At 50.5% G+C, this 16941-nt stretch carries 16 protein-coding genes; 7 read left to right on the top strand and 9 right to left on the bottom strand.

Annotation, left to right across the window (positions count from 1 at the left end; all coding sequences use genetic code 11):
* Window positions 1-148: 148 nt before the first annotated feature.
* From alaS to F7B33_RS03745, 6 genes are all read right to left on the bottom strand, one after another.
* Window positions 149-2890 carry an alanine--tRNA ligase gene (gene alaS, locus F7B33_RS03770; RefSeq protein ID WP_297073174.1) on the bottom strand — a complete coding sequence of 914 codons (2742 nt, stop codon included), beginning with the start codon at window positions 2888-2890 and terminating at the stop codon, window positions 149-151.
* A gap of 55 nt (window positions 2891-2945) precedes the next feature.
* The gene (locus F7B33_RS03765) at window positions 2946-3239 is read right to left on the bottom strand and encodes a hypothetical protein (RefSeq protein WP_297064448.1); all 294 of its coding nucleotides are present in this window, start codon (window positions 3237-3239) and stop codon (window positions 2946-2948) included.
* A 215-nt stretch (window positions 3240-3454) separates the two neighbouring features.
* Window positions 3455-4762, bottom strand: coding sequence for a histidine--tRNA ligase (gene hisS / locus F7B33_RS03760; protein ID WP_297073180.1), 1308 nt, complete (start codon window positions 4760-4762; stop codon window positions 3455-3457).
* 63 nt (window positions 4763-4825) lie between these two features.
* Window positions 4826-5440 carry a MarC family protein gene (locus F7B33_RS03755; RefSeq protein WP_297064451.1) on the bottom strand — a complete coding sequence of 205 codons (615 nt, stop codon included), beginning with the start codon at window positions 5438-5440 and terminating at the stop codon, window positions 4826-4828.
* A gap of 101 nt (window positions 5441-5541) precedes the next feature.
* Complete coding sequence (locus F7B33_RS03750; protein ID WP_297064454.1) at window positions 5542-5856, bottom strand: hypothetical protein; 315 nt, start codon at window positions 5854-5856, stop codon at window positions 5542-5544.
* A gap of 98 nt (window positions 5857-5954) precedes the next feature.
* Window positions 5955-6296 (bottom strand): hypothetical protein, encoded by a 342-nt coding sequence (locus F7B33_RS03745; RefSeq protein ID WP_297064457.1) that lies wholly within the window; start codon window positions 6294-6296, stop codon window positions 5955-5957.
* A gap of 458 nt (window positions 6297-6754) precedes the next feature.
* Between F7B33_RS03745 and F7B33_RS03740 the strand changes: the two genes are divergently transcribed.
* The 5 genes from F7B33_RS03740 to F7B33_RS03720 all read left to right on the top strand — a co-directional run bounded on the left by F7B33_RS03740 (window position 6755) and on the right by F7B33_RS03720 (window position 12172).
* A complete protein-coding gene (locus F7B33_RS03740; RefSeq protein WP_297073172.1) occupies window positions 6755-8221 on the top strand; it encodes an NAD(P)/FAD-dependent oxidoreductase in 1467 nt (488 codons plus the stop codon).
* A gap of 143 nt (window positions 8222-8364) precedes the next feature.
* A complete protein-coding gene (locus F7B33_RS03735) occupies window positions 8365-9402 on the top strand; it encodes a DUF4855 domain-containing protein (protein WP_297073170.1) in 1038 nt (345 codons plus the stop codon).
* Entirely contained in the window at window positions 9386-10393 is a 1008-nt protein-coding gene (locus tag F7B33_RS03730) for a hypothetical protein (protein WP_297073167.1), read from the top strand. The genes F7B33_RS03735 and F7B33_RS03730 overlap by 17 nt, the downstream gene beginning before the upstream one ends.
* Window positions 10394-10452: 59 nt before the next feature.
* Complete coding sequence (locus F7B33_RS03725; RefSeq protein ID WP_297073165.1) at window positions 10453-11373, top strand: TIGR00269 family protein; 921 nt, start codon at window positions 10453-10455, stop codon at window positions 11371-11373.
* 163 nt (window positions 11374-11536) lie between these two features.
* The gene (locus F7B33_RS03720; RefSeq protein ID WP_297066164.1) at window positions 11537-12172 is read left to right on the top strand and encodes a DUF257 family protein; all 636 of its coding nucleotides are present in this window, start codon (window positions 11537-11539) and stop codon (window positions 12170-12172) included.
* Here F7B33_RS03720 and F7B33_RS03715 read toward each other — a convergent pair.
* The 3 genes from F7B33_RS03715 to F7B33_RS03705 are packed head-to-tail and all read right to left on the bottom strand — an operon-like array spanning window position 12169 to window position 15438.
* Window positions 12169-14109 carry an alpha-amylase/4-alpha-glucanotransferase domain-containing protein gene (locus tag F7B33_RS03715; protein ID WP_297073163.1) on the bottom strand — a complete coding sequence of 647 codons (1941 nt, stop codon included), beginning with the start codon at window positions 14107-14109 and terminating at the stop codon, window positions 12169-12171. The genes F7B33_RS03720 and F7B33_RS03715 overlap by 4 nt on opposite strands.
* 41 nt (window positions 14110-14150) lie before the next feature.
* A complete protein-coding gene (locus tag F7B33_RS03710; RefSeq protein ID WP_297073161.1) occupies window positions 14151-14771 on the bottom strand; it encodes a diacylglycerol/polyprenol kinase family protein in 621 nt (206 codons plus the stop codon).
* A complete protein-coding gene (locus tag F7B33_RS03705; RefSeq protein WP_297073159.1) occupies window positions 14743-15438 on the bottom strand; it encodes an HAD family hydrolase in 696 nt (231 codons plus the stop codon). The genes F7B33_RS03710 and F7B33_RS03705 overlap by 29 nt, the downstream gene beginning before the upstream one ends.
* A gap of 73 nt (window positions 15439-15511) precedes the next feature.
* On the opposite strand from F7B33_RS03705, the gene F7B33_RS03700 reads away from it, so the two are divergent.
* Window positions 15512-15760, top strand: coding sequence for a TIGR00304 family protein (locus F7B33_RS03700; protein WP_297066176.1), 249 nt, complete (start codon window positions 15512-15514; stop codon window positions 15758-15760).
* Window position 15761: 1 nt separating this feature from the next.
* Window positions 15762-16934, top strand: a complete 1173-nt coding sequence (locus F7B33_RS03695) for a cation:proton antiporter (RefSeq protein ID WP_297066179.1) — start codon at window positions 15762-15764, stop codon at window positions 16932-16934.
* The last annotated feature ends 7 nt before the right edge of the window (window positions 16935-16941 follow it).

Below are 16941 nucleotides of genomic sequence, written 5' to 3'. Positions count from 1 at the left end.
TTCAGAATCGCCACGTCTATCCGCGTTCCGTCCGGTGTTCTATACTCTGGAACAGCTTTCAGGCCGAGTTCTTGAGTGAGATTAACTATTTCCCGTGTTAGGGTCTTGACCTTGATTTTGGGCACCCCAAAGGATAAAGAAGGGAAGCTCAGCCGAGTCTCTTCTTCACCTCTTCAATGGCCTCTTCGGCCTTCAGCGGGTTCTTTATCCTGCCCTGAGCTAATTCTTTCCTTCCGCCTCCGCCACCGCCGGCGACGGAAGTTATTACCCTGGCAAGCTCGCCCGCCTTGATGTCGAGGCCATCGCCAACGGCCACGACGAAGTGGCCTTCCCTGCTTATGAGAACGATAACGCGCTTATCCTTCCTGAGCCTGTTGGCCGCCTCACGGAGGTCGTCCATAGTTCCTTCAACGACCTTGCCTATGAACTCCACCTCGCCAATCTTCTCGACCTCGTTCTCAAGCTCGTAGACGAGAAGCTTTGCCAGCTCTTTCCTTAGCTTTTCGACCTCTTTTCTGGCCTCTTTCCACTCGTTGAAGAACCTCTCGGCAGTCTCTGGAACTTTCTCCGGAGGAACGCGGAAGATTTCGGCAGTTCTCTTGAGGAGCCTCTCCGTCTCCTGCATCCAATTTATAGCCGCCTCTCCAGCCGCAAATATGATACGCTCAACGCCGTCTTGTATGCGCTCCGTTCTCAGAATCTTAATCGGGCCGATTAGTCCAGTGTTGGGGAGATGCGTTCCACCGCACGCTTGCACATCCCAGTCCTCTATCTTGAGAACCCTGATAACCCTTCCGGGAACGACTCCACCCTGGTAGAGCCTGAAGCCATACTTCATTTCCGCCTCCGTTCTTGGCAACCACTCCCAGGTGACCTTCCTGTTCTCCATGACGACGCGGTTCGCTAAGCGCTCAATTTCCCTCAGTTCCTCCTCGGTTATGCGCTTGTAGTGGCTTATATCAAGCCTAGCCCAGTCGGTGTGGAGTTGTGAACCTGCCTGCCAGACGTGCTTTCCGAGAACCCTCACTAAGGCGCCCATGAGGACGTGCGTTCCCGTGTGGTGGCGCATGTGCTGGATTCTTCTCTCCCAGTCGAGCCGACCGTGAACTTTGGCCCCTTCCCTGAAGAGCTCCGGTCTCTCGACCTTGTGCAGGATGACCTTCCCGACCTTCTGGACGTTGGTCACCTTGACCTCCTCGCCGTTGATCTCCAGAATTCCAGTGTCGTAGGGCTGACCGCCACCTTCAGGATAGAAGGCTGTCTGGTTGAGCACTACCCAGTTGTCTATTACTTTAAGCACTTCCGCATCGAACTCCCTCATGAAGGGGTCCTCGTAGTAGAGCGTCCTCGTGTCCGGCAAATCCTTGAGGAGCTCGAAGTCCACCACGTATTCTCCAGCTGTTTTCTTTTCTGTCTTCTCGGCCTGCTTGGCAACGAGGGTGTAGAAGTTGTCCGGTATGTGAACTTTGATGCCCTCCCTCTGGGCCACTTCCGCCACTATCTCTGGCGTTAAGCCGTGGCTCTCGTAGAAGAGTATGAGTTTTTCCAGCGGGAGCTCGTTGATGCCCTTCTTCTTGAGCTTCGCTATTTCCCTCTTCACCAGCTCACTTCCCCTCTTCAGCGTCTCCTGGTAGCGCTTCTCCTCGACGTTGATTATGTCCAGAATCACATCCTCCATCTCCTTGAACTCGGGGAAAGTTGGAGAAAGCTCCTTTATGTGCATCGCAACTATCTCACTCAGCGGTATCTCAAGGCCAAGCTCTCTGAGGTGCCTTATGCTCTTTCTAATGAGCAGGCGCGCTAGGTAACCGGCCTTGACATTGGAGGGAATGACACCATCCGCTAGCATGAAGGTTAAGGCCTTGGTGTGGTCCGCTATCGCGTAGATGAGCTCGTAGGGTCTTACAGCCTTCTCAAGCTCCTCGACGGTTATGCCGACGCGCTTTGCCACCTGCTCCCTTAAATAGCGCAGGTCACCCATGTCCTCGATGTCGAACATTCCAGCCAATCTAGAGTTCTCCATCAGGATTCTTTCGTCTATCTTCTCTATTCCAGCCATCTTCTTGAGTGGCTCAATGACATAGCCTAAGACAGCGTCGTAAGCCGTTGGCGTCCCGTGGCTCATCCACACAAGCCTTTCAAGGCCGTAGCCGGTATCTACGACCTTCGTCTCCATCGGAACGTACTTTTCACCCTTTATCTCGACAACTTGGCTCGGGTCTGCATTTTCTGGGGCCTTCTTATACTGCATGAAAACGAGGGTGGCCACCTCTAAACCGCGGTAGAGCACCTCGAAGGCCGGTCCTGCGTTTCCTCCACCGGCCCAGGGGTTCTCCTTGAAGGTTATGTCTTCAGCCTTCATTTTGAGCTCCTTGGTGAAGAACTCGAAGGCAAGCTCGACCGTCTCGTCCATCCAGTATACTGGCTTGCCCGGATAATTAAAGGCGTGATGCGCCATCATTTCAAAAATCGTGAAGTGTCTTCCCGTTATTCCGACGTTGTCAATATCTGTGAACCTTATTGAAGGCTGGCTTATGGTTAGAGGGTTCGCCGGTGGGTCCGCTTCGCCGCTTATAACCCACGGCTGGAAGTCCATGATTGAAGCGCCAACGAGGAGTACATCGTCCCTCCAGCGCGGAAGGACGGGGTAGCGCTTAACCCTGCCATGGCCGTGCTTCTCGAAGAAGCTGAGGAACTTTTCGCGCATCTCATCTAGGGTGTACTTCTTCGGTATTCCGGGCTTTCCGATGAACTGGTACTCGTCACAGGGCGGGTCGCCACAGGTTTCCCTGTCAGGGTCGAGCGTCCAGAAGTACTTACCGCACTTTGGGCACTTCTTCCTAATCCAGCCCTCCTCCTTAAACATTCTGGTCGTCATGTCCATGCTCATAACTTTCACCCCTTTGAACTGACTTAAGAAAAGGGAGAGTCCTATTAAGGTTTTCTCACTCCCTCAAGTCAGGGTTCAAATCAACATTAACGTCCTCGAACTCATCGGGATTAACAATAACCAGGGGTCTCTTGAGCTTTTGAAGGAGCTCGAGGAGGTAAGCCTCGCGTCTTTTCGCTAACTCAAGCTTGTACCTGAGGCTCTCGTTTTCTATAGCCAGTCTGTTGGCCTCGTCAACCTTAAGCCTCAACTGCATCCTTAGCTCGATTATCTCCTCCTCCAGCTCGCGGATTGAACGTTCGAGCCTCTCAATCTCCTGAATGTATTCCTTACAGAGGCGCCTCTTCATACCGGTCAGCCCCGCGAAACCTCATCATTACTCAGGGGGCTCCAGACTCATCATCCCTATGACACAAAGGATTTTAACGGTTATCCATTATAAACTCTGGTGGTTCGCGTGTGCGGTGTTATAAGGAGGGCCTTTCAAAGGTGGCGCTCCCGGTGTCCCTTCGTGAGGAAACTCGAGGAGTGGAGAATGAAAAGAAAGGCAAGGGAGTTCAAGCTTTAAACTCCCAGCAGTCTCGTGAGTTCGCTGACTACTTCCTCCTTCTTCACAACAATCTGCTCCCCGCTCTCCATGTCCCTGATTGTGGCGTTGCCCTTCTCAAGGTCCCTCTTGCCGACGAGGACAACGTAAGGTACTTTAAGCCTGCCCGCGTAGTCCAAAGCTTTCCTGAGCTTCCTCCCCATCAGCTCGATGTCGGCCTTGATTCCCGCCCTCCTCAAAGCGGAGAGAACCTCAACTGCAGTCCTTTTGATTTCCTTCTCGTCCCCGATGGGAATCACATAAACATCTGGCCTGAGCTTGACCTCGGGAATAAGGCCCTTCCACTCGAGAATTGGAATTAGTCTCTCAAGGCCGATGGCAAAGCCAGTTGCGGGAGTCGGTTTTCCACCAAAGACCTCTATGAGGTTGTCGTAACGTCCACCCCCACCAATCGAGCCGATTCCAAGGTCGTTAGGCGCTATCGCCTCAAACACGACGCTGGTGTAGTAGTCGAAACCGCGAGCGATTCCGAGGTCTATCTTAATCCACCTTGAGACGCCGTAGGCATCGAGGAGGTCAACGAGTTCGTAGAGCCTCTTAATTTCGGCCCTAGCCTCTTCACTCCTAAAAAGCTCTTCGGCCTTTGGAAGGACTTCATCTGGATTTCCCTTGATTTCAATCAGCGAGAGCACTTTCTCTACACCCTCATCGCCCAGCCCGAAGTCCTTCAGGGCGTTAACAAACTCCTCTCTGGAGAGTTTGTCTTTCTTGTCTATAAGCCTCATAAGTCCGATGTCGTCTTCAACGTTGAGCATCTTAGCGAACTCGTCGAGTAAAATCCTGTCACCGATGTTCACCGTGAAGTCCTCTAAACCGGTCGCGAGGTAGCTCTCAACGAAGAGCGCTATAACCTCCGCATCGGCCTCAACTTTATCGCTACCAATGAGCTCCACTCCAGCCTGCCAGAACTCCCTAAAGCGACCGCTCTGAGGTTCTTCGTAGCGGAACATGTTGGCTATGTAGTACCACTTTATCGGCTTTGGAGCGGTCTGGAACGAGTTGACATACAAGCGGGCGACGCTCGAAGTCATGTCCGGCCTGAGGGAGATGTCCCTTCCCCCTTTATCAACGAAGGCGTAGAGCTGTTTGACGACCTCCTCACCGCTCCTCAGTTTGAAGAGCTCCGTGTATTCAAATGTAGGAGTGAGAACCTCGGTGAAGTTGTAACGCTCAAAGACCTCTCGTATTCTCTCGAATACCCACCTTCTCTTCGCCATTTCCTCGGGAAGAAAATCCCTCGTTCCCTTAACGCGTTCTACCTTCATGCCTTTCACCTTTTCGGAAGAGGGAAGGGAGAAGTTAAAAGGTTATCCCGGCCTTTTGGATGTTCATCCGGCGGAAGTCATGAGGAGGTAGATTCCAACGACGCCCTCGACCATCATCTGGGCCCCGATAGCCATTATGAAGAGGCCTATTATCCTGATTGTAACGCTTAGCGCAGTTTTGTTCACGGACTTCATCATGTAGAGCGCTATGAACATTGAGATGGCAACGAGCGCTATCGCTATGGCCGTAGCGGAGAGGGAAACAACGTAGCCGTATTCAGCTGTGAGGGTGATTACCGCGGTTATGGCTGCTGGACCGGCTATGAGAGGCATCGCTACCGGAACTGCCGCTAAGGCCAGTATGTCCCTCTCCCTCTTGAGGGTGAACATTCCACCGCCTTCGAGGGCCTCAAGGCCTATCTTGAAGAGAACGAAGCCACCAGCTACCTTTAGGGCGCTTATATCGATGTGAAAAATCTCCTGAAGGATTATCTGACCCGCAACGGCGAAACTCGCGAGGAGGAGGAAACCTATGAGGTTCGCCCGGATTATAAGGGCCTTTATATCCTCTATGTGGAAGTCCTCGCGGAGAAACGTAACCAGGAGTATCTTATCGCTCGGGTCTATCATGATGAGCATGAGCAGTGCAGAGCTGAGTATCGTTGAAAGCTCGCTCATGACTGGAGCTGGGGAAAGCGATTTAAAAAGCTATGCCAACTTTGGAAGGCGATGACGATACCGGCACTGGCTGAGTCGTGATGAGCACTCGGTTGGCCGAGCTAATTAAGCCTCTCAAAGTGAAGATTATGAGCTTTTCCATTTTCAGTGGATATCCTAAATTCATATGTCACAGGTTCAAAATGAGGGCTAGGAGTCTTTAGAATAATCATTCTCTCAACTAGTTCATCTTCTTTTATGCTTGACCTGAAGGCAACCATTGTGTCTGAGATACTCGATACCCACGCAACAAGTCGCTCTGAAACTACATCAGTGTTAAGAAGAATTATTGCTGATATTCTATGACTAATGGATTCTCTCGCGAGAAATGCGACTTCTGAGTTTAAAAGCCTGAGCGTTGGCTTTTCTCCAAACATTACAACCGTTCCATCAAGTGTATAAACTAGCTTTATTATACCCCTATCCCCTGAAACCAGGTAAATACTCTCCCGGTATATCTTTTCAATTTTTGGTGTTAGCGTGTCTTCACTGGGGTTTCTACTCTAATAACATAGGGGTCTGATATTGGTACGCTATAACGAGATCCAAAGATATCAACAATTCTCAGAGAGTTCTTTTTAGAAAGCTCCGTAATATTAAGTCCCATAAACAAAGCCCGAGAAACAAGCCGTGGAACTGGGAGAGAGTAGTTGTGAATAACTCCAAAAAAGCCCCCATCCAATAATGTCCTAAAGACCTCAAAGCCAAGTGTCCATCCTAAAGAGTATGCATCATAGAGAATGGAAGTTACAGAGCCATTTTCCAAGCTACCCTTGAGAAGCTCTCCAACAACATCCATCTCTAGTACTGGTTCCATATCTCAGCCCTCCACCCGGATAAAATCAATAGCACTCCTAAGCTCGTTGACTATCTTTCTAAGGTCAAGGATATTCCTCTTAACCTCCTCAAGAGCAGAAGCCTGCTCCTGGGCGCTCGCACTGACCTGCTGAGCACTGGCTGTGGTTTCCTCAGCACTCGCAGCTAAGTTTTCAAGAGCCTTTTTGGCTTCTTCTACTTCTTCGCTTGTTTTTTCTATCTCAGACTTGAGCTCGGAGAAGCTTTTTCTTCGTGTGAAGAACCCTCGCCTTTTTGGCCTTAACCCTCAGTGGACGCTCTATTGTATCACATCCTTGAAAGTTCCCGCGGAAGGTATTAAAGGCTTCGGTCTGCTGTTGGCATAGACAAGTTAAACTTGAGATAAAGATAGCCCATAATTAACCAAAAACTTGCCAAAAGCTTTTTAAGGGCGAAGCCATAGAACTCGGTAAGGGAAATATGGTTTCCGGTGAAGGAAGAGGAAGGTTCTACGACGTTGTGATTATCGGTGCCGGACCGGCCGGCCTTTTCGCGGCTTACGAGCTTTCAGAAAAGAGTAAGCTAAGTGTTCTCGTCATCGACGAAGGTGGTGACGTCAAACAGCGCGTCTGTCCGATGTTCGAGCTCGGCTACTGTATAGAGTGTAAGCCCTGCCACATAATGAGTGGCGTCGGCGGTGCCGGTGGATTAAGCGACGGAACGATAAACCTCCGCCCGGACATAGGCGGTGATTTAAGCGAGCTGACGGGCGATGAAAACTACGCCTGGCAGCTCGTCTGGGAAGTAGACCAGATTTTCCTGAAGCACAAAGCCCCGGGGAACCTCTTCAAGGGAAAGCAGGAGCAGGTTCGCTACTGGGAGCAGAGGGCGGCTCAGGCTGGAGTAAAGTTCATCCCGATAATTCAGCGTCATATCGGCTCGGACAGAACGCCCGAGGTTATAGAAGACATAAAGAAGCACCTGGAAAGCAAAGGTGTGAAGTTCCTTCTATGGACCAAAGCTCTGGAGTTCAGCCAGGGATGGGTTAAAGTCAGGCGCGGAAAGGACGTCTTCGAGATTAAGGCGAGATACATTATAGTTGCCCCCGGCAGAGGTGGTGCTGACTGGTTCCACGAGGTTGCCCAAAAAATAGGGCTGAAAGCGAGGCACGGGCCGATTGACGTTGGAGTTAGGGTAGAGGTTCCGGCAATAGTGATGGAGCCGATAACGAGCATAAACCACGACCCTAAGTTCCACATCTATACCGACACCTACGACGACTTTGTGAGAACCTTCTGCACAAACCCGAACGGTTTCGTCGTCGAGGAGCGCTACGACGGCTACGTCGGTGTTAACGGCCACTCGATGCACGAGAAGAAGAGCAACAACACTAACTTCGCCTTCCTGAGCAGGATTGAGCTGACGGAGCCAGTGGAAGACACAACGGCCTACGGGAAGAGCATAGCCCAGCTGGCAACGACCATAGGTGGGGGCAAGCCACTAATCCAGCGCCTCGGAGATTTGAGGAGGGGGAGGAGGAGCACATGGACGAGGATAAGGAGGAGCGACGTCGAGCCGACGCTGAAGAACGTAACTCCAGGGGACATAGCGATGGCCCTGCCCCACCGCGTTGTCACCAACATCATCGAGGGCTTGGAGAAGCTCGACCGCGTTCTCCCTGGAGTGGCGAGCGACCATACGCTACTCTATGCACCGGAGATAAAATACTACGCGATGAAAGTCGAGGTCGATGAGAACCTCGAAACTAGTATCGAAGGAATTTTCGCCGCTGGAGACGGCGCCGGTTTGAGCAGGGACATCGTTAATGCCGCGGCAACTGGCCTTCTTGCGGCTCGCGGGATACTGAAGAAGGAGGGCCTCTACGCTGAGAAGGACTTCAGGAAGCCGGGGAACTGGAAGGAGAAAATTGAGGGGATGGAAGCGTGAATCTGAATTCATGGAAAGGGCGTTGTAATCCTTTACTTTTTATTACATTTGATTGTTTTGGAACTTTTTGTTTGTTTTAAGAGTGTTTGTTTGACCATAGGGTTTTTATATATTAATTAACTACTTGAAATTGGTGATTCTTTATGTCGAAGTTTGGTTTGTGGTGGGTTCGGTGGAATGGTTCTGACTACGAGTCACGGATGACTGTCGGAAATAGAAAAGCCACCGTCGAGGACTTCAGGGAGAGGGGCTTCGATAGGGTTGTCGTTCTCAGCGGAGAAGGGAAGGGGATTAAGTACAGCGGACCATTTTATAATTCGGGATACAACGATGGAAGGGAATTTGCAAGATGGGTATCCAACCACATATACGGGATGCCATTGTATATAACAATACCCTTTAGCCGCCCCGAGGGATTTCCACGGGATCAAGTGCAGATGCCGTTTGAGTACTCTGGCGCGAACTCATATTACAAGGGCTGGATTGATGGTGTTCCAAGCGTTGATAACACTGACCCTACTGGATTCTACTGGAGTTACGAGAGTTGCCTTCAGACTACCTCTTACGATGGAGCCCACGTTACGAAGGAGTTCATCCAGTACATGAGCAACTACATTCACAGCAATGGGCTGGAACTAATTTGGATTCCGGCGACTAGGGATAGGGGTGTAACCTACTTGCGTGAGGAGTCTTTCGATGGAATTCTCAATATTGGTGGTTATTTTGACTATGTGTTCATTCAGCCTAACTACTATCAGAACAGTGTCTGTATTGAGTACATTAACGGGCATAAACAAACGTTTCCGTACTCATACGAGAAGTTAGTCGAGAAGATCCGCTGGTTTTATGAAGAACTCCCAAGGAACATTAAAAACCCAAACACAGAAATTTCGATAGAAATGGAAGCCGACAGGACCATACTGGGAATTCCCTGCAACTGTGACAATGGACATAATTGCCCTGAGAACATGAAGTGCGACTGCAACCTTGAAAAGTGTTATGAGCACTGCAGGGAACACCAGCCACAGAAGGCGATTGATTACGCCCTGGATTACGTTAAAGCACTAAGCGATATCGGATGGAAACCATCAAACTTAGCATACTACTTCAGCACAGATTTCAAAGTAATAGACACCCTCCAAGAGCAATGCCGGAGGGAACTCAATGAACCGTACGTTTGAGGCCGTTTTCATATCCCTAATTTTCCTTCTCAGCGTTGTTCCAGCTCAAGCCTCAAACGAAACCTGCAACAACGTGGACTTGAAGCATGGCCCATTAGAGGATTACGTTTACAGGATTGAATACTCCGTTATATCAAGCGGAAGTGATGCTTTCGTTTATCTTCAACTTTTCCAATATGCGCCCGTGTGCAAGGCTGGCTTTTGCTATGACTTTGACATGACGCCCATAGGCGGATCTCTACTCTATTTCAACGGCTCTCGACGATACTCTTTGGACTTTACAAAAGCAACGAACTCAACGTTCGTGGACTATAACGGGGTAGTTTTCGTTAACAGGAGCTGGTATTTGAATATAACGGCTTACCCTCAGGATTCATCTGAGGGTATCGAGAAGGTCTATAAGTTTAACCAGAGGAATTTTTGCGTTGAACCAGTTGGCCGTAACTGGTCCCAACTTTCAAAAAATGGTACCTCCACCGCAGTGATAAACGGCTGGCAGATTGAAACACCGATGAATGACATATGTGTCACGATGAGCAAGAACGCATGGTGCTGGGCCCATGAATGTTGTCCATCTGTTATTTTAGCAAATTCAAGCGTCTTTCCAGTTTATTTCACTCTCAGACGGGGAAATCACACAAGAAATGTAACCGTGATCTACCTGAACATGAACACCACTCTAGAGGACTTTTTCAACAGACTCCCACCAAACACCGCCGTGCCCATTTTTTGGTTTCCTAAGAGTGTTAAAATCGTAAATGTAACGGTCTGCAAGTCAACTGCCCCCCGGGAGAATACCACTTTGAACGAAACCAAGACTCAAACGTCTGCCCAGGGGAGCACCACTCGTTCTTCCACGAACACCATTGAAAAAACGAACAAAACATCGCCCTCACCTCAAACTTCCAGCAAAAAGAGCATCTGCGGACCCGGACTGATAGTGATTATTGTGGTGGGCACCATGTTTTTTGTTAGGAAGAGACGAAGTTAAGTCAACCAGAAGGTTAACGTTAAAAGCCCCCCTCCTCCCCTATTTCCGGTGGAGAGAAAATGCCCGTGAAATGCAAGTTCTGTGATAAACCAGCCTTTATCAAGCTCCACTACCCAAAAATGTACCTCTGTGAGGAGCACTTCAAGGAATACTTTGAGAGAAAGGTAAAGCGGACGATAGAGAGATACAAGATGCTGAAACCTGATGAGAAGGTTCTGGTGGTCGTCTCGGGCGGAAAGGACTCAGCCGTTACCGCCTACATCCTTAAAAAGCTCGGCTACAACATCGAGTGCCTCCACATAAACCTCGGCATTGGCAAGTACAGTGAGAAGAGCGAGGAGTATGCAAAGAGGCAGTGCGAGAAGATAGGTGCCCCTCTCCACATCGTCCGCGTCAAGGAACTGCTCGGTAAGGGCATAGGCGAGGTGAGGACGCGTAGACCTACCTGCTCCTACTGTGGCTTAACGAAGCGCTACATCTTCAACAAGTTCGCCTACGACAACGGATTCGACGTCGTTGCCACCGGCCACAACCTCGACGACGAGGCGAGCTTCATCTTCAGCAACATGATGCACTGGAATACTCAGTATTTAGCGAAGCAGGGGCCCGTAACGCCGAGCCAGTTCAACGGCAAGCTCGTGAAGAAGGTCAAGCCGCTCTACGAGGTCACAGAGAGGGAAGTCGTTGCATACGCTTTGGCGAGCGGAATAGACTACATGATGGAGGAGTGCCCCCACGCAGTGGGTGCCACGACAATCGAGTACAAGGAGATACTCAACGAGATGGAGGAGAAGAGGCCCGGAACGAAGATAAACTTCGTCAAGGGCTTCCTGAGGAAAAAGCACCTCTTTGAGGCAGAACTATATGAAGCAGAACTAAGGGAGTGTAAAATCTGCGGCATGCCGTCGAGCGGTGAGGTCTGTTCCTTCTGCAGGTTCTGGAGGTTGGAGAAGCCGATAAACTTCAGGGTGAGTCGATGATGAAAATTTCGGGCCCCGAAATGTGACGATGGCCACCCTATCTGAGGCCCGGACATATTTCCAGCGATGATGGTATTTCGAATTTTTTATATACCTAAATGTAAAAAAAGAAAAATGATAAGTCTCAGCTTGGAGGGAGACTATAATGACAACAGGGGACCTGATGAGAGAGCTCTGGGATTCACTTCAACTGGGGGAGATAGTCCTCGTGGAGAGAATGGATTTGAAAGACCAGTACTTTGGACTCCACCAGCTTATGAGCTGGGGCCGTTCGAAGGGTTATACCGTGCTCATAGTTGACGTCGTCGATTCATTCCACATACTTACTTCAAAGGCAAGGCTCGCCGGTCTGGACTGTGAGTGTTTTGACACAACCGATGTGATAAAAGTAGGAGGACGTGTAAAAAGGGGAAACGTTATAGCCTGGATAAGCGACTTGACCGAGCCCGTCATTTTAATTGGGAAGTTCAAGGAGGCGTATGAGAGATTCCTAAAGGAGAACTCGCCGGTTTTAACCATTGCCCTGGGAGTGGAGAAGCTCTTTGTAACATCGGACGTACTACCTAAGAGCGTTCATTTGGCGCTCAGTCTGCTCTCAGAGTACGTTGGCAACAGGGATAGACTTACAGTACATCTCATAAAAGCACCCCTCCTCGGAGAAGAACACAGGTACCTCCTCAACCTTATCGAGGACATCGCGACAACAATCATAAGGGTATCCTCCCACGGAAGAATAGGAGAGTTTAAGGTCGTCAAGTCAATAAAAAGGGACGCAGAGGGCCTTACAATCCGAGCCTAGAGCTCTCTGAATGCTACTGAAAAAGACCGTGTCCCCTCAACAGGAAACAGGAAGGTGTAGCTCACCCCCTGCTGTATGAAGTCCCATCCCCTTTCGCTTTTGCTCAGCGTTTTTACCGGGAACTTCCATATCCTTGCCTCACTATCGAGCTCGATGGAGAATCTGCCGACGGCGTATCTGTCATTAACCTCAATCCCGGAACCGTGAAGCTCCTCCGGACTTTCCATTACGCTGTGGACCGCTACGTTGAGCTCGACAGCGAAGGTTCCGCACCCGGCAACGGAGTACTCGACTACAAAACCCTCATCGGTGGGCTTAAACGTTTTAACAACCGAAAACTCACTTTCGCTTCTCCGGAGCCTCAGCTTTCCGTCTTCAAGGGAATAACCGTAGGGCTTGTTCGAGAAGTCCATCAGGGAGTCATAACGATTCAGTCTGAAAGCATCAAGGGTTGTTTTCGGCTTCAGAAACCTGTCCTGGAGAAGGGTTCTCCTAACTGAATCGTAGGCAATCTCATTTCTTACGTCCTCAGGTATGCCCTCAGAGAGCTCGTGGATGCTCTCAACACCTTCCCCGGTATCTTCTGGAACGGCACTTCCAACGGAGTGATAGTGCTCGTAGCACCTCGTTAAAGTATCGGCATAGTTAACGAGCTTGTTTTTTGAGCTGAGTTCAACGAGGGAACCGCCGAGGCCCGGCTTGAAGACGTAGTAAAAGTTCTCGCCCTCGATGAAGACCTCATCTCTGCCATCGAAGTCAATATCCCCCACAAAGCTTCCAGTGGAAACGAAAGTGTTGGCCCTTATGATGTTCTCCCACACTGCCCTGCGGAGGTGGGGGAGATAAATGCCCCCAAAAATGCCGTGCCAGTAAGCATCATTGCACTGGGCCCTGAGAATGAAGCGCCTCGCCTTAGGGTTGTTTCTTACGAGTTTACTCACCATGAGCATCCTCTTGTGCATGAAGTTGCCCTCAGGATACTTGAAGAAGAAGTTCTTCCATATACCACCGCGGACGAAGACGCGGTAGCGCTCAAAAACGCCCCGAGCCCTCAACCAGTTCACGAACTCAACGAAGAGCCTCGCCTGTTCAGCCGGCAGAGACCACTCGCTCATCTCGAAGTAAGAGGCTATCGGAAGGTAGACAAGCCCCCTCGGCCTGAACTTCGAAAGATACTCGGAGTAGAGGAGAACCTCTATTTTTTCGTCGCTCGAAACTTCATCGAAGAACTCCCTCAGCCAGCCTTTTTCGTGGACCCACTCGTAGGTTCCCGGCCAGACCCCGAACTTTTCCCCATCGTCGTGGAAAACGGCGACCTTGCTCTCATCGCCGTCATCAAGTGAGTGGAGATACTCAAGGGTCCTCTTAAAGGAGCGGAACGGAATCAAATAGCGCAGTCTCTCGTCAATCGGGAAGACAGCTATGCTCTCACCGTTGTTTTCTGTGTAGTACGGCCAGTAAAGGTCTTCCTTCGGCAGGCCGGCGCTGAGGAAATGGTAGTCATCAACGATTACGTACTCTATCCCTGCCTTTTTTAAGGCCCCCACAAGTTCCGGCTCCCAGACGCGTTCAGTCAGCCAGAGGCCCTTTGAATCGTAGCCGAGCCTTTTTGCGAAGCCCTTGAGGAGGTTAATCTGCTCTATCCTGTCCTCTTCGGGGATAGAGGCTAGAACAGGCTCATAAAAACCGGCAACCATTATCTCTAGCTGGCCCCTTCTAACGAGGTCTCTCAAAAGCTCTATGTGCTCGGGTCTGTGTTCGGCAATCCACTCAAGGAGCGGGCCGGAGTAGTGCACGCCAACCTTCATGTTAGGGTATTCCTCAAGGGTCTCAAGGAAGGGCCTGTAAGCCCTTTCGTAAGCATTTTCAAAAACCCAGCCGAAGTTCCCAAGGAGCTGGTGGTTGTGGATTCCGAAGATGAACTTCACCGCCTTCACCAACAGAGTAGTATCACCAAACGTGATATAACTTTTTCCCCTCAGAGGTGGAGGAAATAGACGGCCAGGGCCACAGCAAGCTGGTTGGAGAAGTTATCATCTGGAGGCAGGTTGTAGAACTCCGCTATTGTTCCCGCAAGGGAGCCTATCAACGCCGGAAGAATTCCAACGAGCGGAGTCAGAATCACCATTCCAGTGAGAAAGTACGCCAGGCTTCCCTCAACGCTTTTGCCGTTTGAAAAGCGGTGCCTCCCAAAGGTCTTCCCGATTATGGCAGCGAGGGCGTCGCCGAGTGTCGCGAGGGCTATGGCACCTATGGCAACATTCTCAGGGAAGAAGTACACGATTATGAACGAGGCGGCCGCGAAGTAGATGTGCGCCGCGACTCGGTTCCGCTCGTGTTCGCGAGTTATGTCGTTGATGTGGTTTTCGAGAAGCTCTATCTTCTCAACGACCTCAGGAGAGACGTAGAGGTCGAGTTTCTCCTTTATTTTATCCCTCCATTCCTCGATTACGCGGAAGGGTTCTAGGATTACAAAGAGGGCAAAGGCAATGCCTATGAAGGTGAGAGTGTAGGCTTTGCCCAGAAGAAGGTAAACGGCCGGAACTGTTAGCCCCGTGAGATGGAGCGCCTTACGCTTCAGTTCTATTTTTATGCTCACTCTCAATCACCTCTAGAGCCTCATGGAGGTTTCTAACGACGTAATCAGCGTTTTCAACCTTTTTTCCACTGAAGTAGCCCCTCTTCACGAGTATCCCCACTGCACCGATGGCCCTCGCCCCGGCCATGTCCGTCTCGTCCCTGTCCCCAACAACGTAGACCTCCCCGTCGGGAAAGCGGTTGAGTGCAAGCCGAAAGTTGTAGTCCTCGAACTTGCTGTGACCGGTTTCACCGCTTATTATCACGTCATCAAAGTAACCGCCGATGCCGAGGACGTCAATCTTCCTCCTCTGCCAGTTAGTTGAGGAATCGGTCACGAGAACAACTTTTGCATTCATTCCTTTGAGCCCTTCAAGGAAGGGGATAGCGTCTTCGTAAAGGCGAAGGTGCCTGAAAAAATGCTCCTCCACAAAGGAAACAAGCTCATCAAGCTCTTTTCTGCTTATTCCCGGGTATATCCTACTGAAAAGCTCCTCGACGAGCTCATGAAGGTCAAGAATATGAAACTTCTCAGAGTTTTCTAGTTGTTTATACCTAGCAGTAACAAGGTACAGGAGAGCCCTTAGCTTCACCTTTTTTAGGAGAAAGGGAACGGCCCAGAGCATGGTCCTCTTTCCGGCCTCCCAAGTGTTGCACAGAGTATCGTCAAGGTCAACGATTACAAGCATGTCGGGAGTTGGAAACGGGCCTTTAAACCCTTCGGTGGGAAAGTTTAAAAACAGAGGACTGAACTCAATCCCGATGAGGGGAGAAGTTCTCATTGGAGCCGGGATAGCGCTGATACTCATAGGCTTCCTGCTGGTGTTTATAGGGACTCTGATTTCGGCCTTCAGTAGCGAAGGGAACGTCGAGGGCGGAGGAGTTATAATGATAGGGCCCATCCCGATAGTGTTCGGCACCAGCAGGGGCGCTGTAACTCTGGCCTCACTGCTGGCTCTTCTCCTCATGGTGCTCTGGATTGTGGGAGTTCTCCTTGCCAGGAGGGGATGAAGTGTACCTCGGCTATCTAGCCCTTCTTTTGGTCGTTGCCAAGAGCCTCGAATGGGCCTTCGAGAGGATTGAAATACACCCGATAATAGCCCACGTTCTCACGGGAATCGTTCTCGGCCCCTTCGCCCTCGGGATAGTCGAACCCGGGGAAGAGCTCAGGGTTCTGGCCGAGTTCGGGCTTATAATGATGATGCTCTACATGGGCCTGACCAGCAACTTCTCGGCGATAGCCCAGAACACGGGGAAGGCAGTTCTCGTCGCGATTCTCGGGGTTGCTTTTTCCTTCCTCTTTGGCTTCCTCACGGTGTATTTCTTCGGCAAGGGCATCGCCGCGGCGATATTCATAGGTGCGACACTGGGCAATACCGCGATAGAAGTCACTAGCGGTGTTCTCGTCAAGGAGAGGGTAAAGAGAGAGGTCTCTTCGATTCTGATGGGAGCAGCGTTCGTGGATGACATCGTGGCGGTCTATCTGATAGGCATAATAACGGGCATGACGAAGGGAAGCCTTGACCCCGTTTCCTTCGGCGTTTTGACAGTGAAAATATTTGTCTTCATCGGTTCAACGCTCCTCGTCTCGGAGCTGGTCTTTAAGAGGGCCAGATGGTTTTACTCCATCGTCAGGAACCTCAATGTCTTTTTCACGTTTACACTCATACTGACCTTTACACTCGCTATAATAGCCGAATGGGTCGGCCTAAACCAGATTATCGGAGCCTATCTGGCGGGACTGACGATAAGCAGACTTCGTGAGAGGAAGGACCCACTCGTGGTAACGAGGATTAAGCTCAACGAACTCATCGAGGACCTTCAGGTGGTTCTTACGGAGTTCTTCATACCGCTCTTCTTCATCTACGTTGGCCTAGTCTTCAACCCACCGGTTCACGACCTCAATTTGACTTTAATCGGCCTCCTTTATGCCTCGGCCGTTCTTGGAAAGTTAATCGGCTGTGGGCTCGGTGCCAAGCTCTCGGGCCTCGACTGGAGGGACTCGATAACGGTCGGAATAGGCATGGGCGGTAGAGGAAGCCTCGAACTGGCAATACTGACCTTCGGATTAAGGAGCGGGATAATAGACCAGACGCTCTTCGCGAGTGTCGTGGCAGTTTCAATGCTCACCGCACTCACAACGCCGATATTCTTTAAGAAATACATCGAAAGGGCAAAGGCTTAAATTCAGT

It is taken from the genome of Thermococcus sp., from assembly GCF_015523185.1.
GTDB lineage: Archaea > Methanobacteriota_B > Thermococci > Thermococcales > Thermococcaceae > Thermococcus.
This window is presented reverse-complemented; position numbering and strand designations above follow the sequence as displayed.

What these genes read in the sequence shown, in the direction of transcription:
- alaS (WP_297073174.1), bottom strand. Translation starts at nt 2,890, where the DNA reads ATGAGCATGGACATGACGACCAGAATGTTTAAGGAGGAGGGCTGGATT.
- F7B33_RS03765 (WP_297064448.1), bottom strand. Translation starts at nt 3,239, where the DNA reads ATGAAGAGGCGCCTCTGTAAGGAATACATTCAGGAGATTGAGAGGCTC.
- hisS (WP_297073180.1), bottom strand. Translation starts at nt 4,762, where the DNA reads ATGAAGGTAGAACGCGTTAAGGGAACGAGGGATTTTCTTCCCGAGGAA.
- F7B33_RS03755 (WP_297064451.1), bottom strand. Translation starts at nt 5,440, where the DNA reads ATGAGCGAGCTTTCAACGATACTCAGCTCTGCACTGCTCATGCTCATC.
- F7B33_RS03750 (WP_297064454.1), bottom strand. Translation starts at nt 5,856, where the DNA reads ATGTTTGGAGAAAAGCCAACGCTCAGGCTTTTAAACTCAGAAGTCGCA.
- F7B33_RS03745 (WP_297064457.1), bottom strand. Translation starts at nt 6,296, where the DNA reads ATGGAACCAGTACTAGAGATGGATGTTGTTGGAGAGCTTCTCAAGGGT.
- F7B33_RS03740 (WP_297073172.1), top strand. Translation starts at nt 6,755, where the DNA reads ATGGTTTCCGGTGAAGGAAGAGGAAGGTTCTACGACGTTGTGATTATC.
- F7B33_RS03735 (WP_297073170.1), top strand. Translation starts at nt 8,365, where the DNA reads ATGTCGAAGTTTGGTTTGTGGTGGGTTCGGTGGAATGGTTCTGACTAC.
- F7B33_RS03730 (WP_297073167.1), top strand. Translation starts at nt 9,386, where the DNA reads ATGAACCGTACGTTTGAGGCCGTTTTCATATCCCTAATTTTCCTTCTC.
- F7B33_RS03725 (WP_297073165.1), top strand. Translation starts at nt 10,453, where the DNA reads ATGCCCGTGAAATGCAAGTTCTGTGATAAACCAGCCTTTATCAAGCTC.
- F7B33_RS03720 (WP_297066164.1), top strand. Translation starts at nt 11,537, where the DNA reads ATGAGAGAGCTCTGGGATTCACTTCAACTGGGGGAGATAGTCCTCGTG.
- F7B33_RS03705 (WP_297073159.1), bottom strand. Translation starts at nt 15,438, where the DNA reads ATGCTTGTAATCGTTGACCTTGACGATACTCTGTGCAACACTTGGGAG.
- F7B33_RS03700 (WP_297066176.1), top strand. Translation starts at nt 15,512, where the DNA reads ATGAGGGGAGAAGTTCTCATTGGAGCCGGGATAGCGCTGATACTCATA.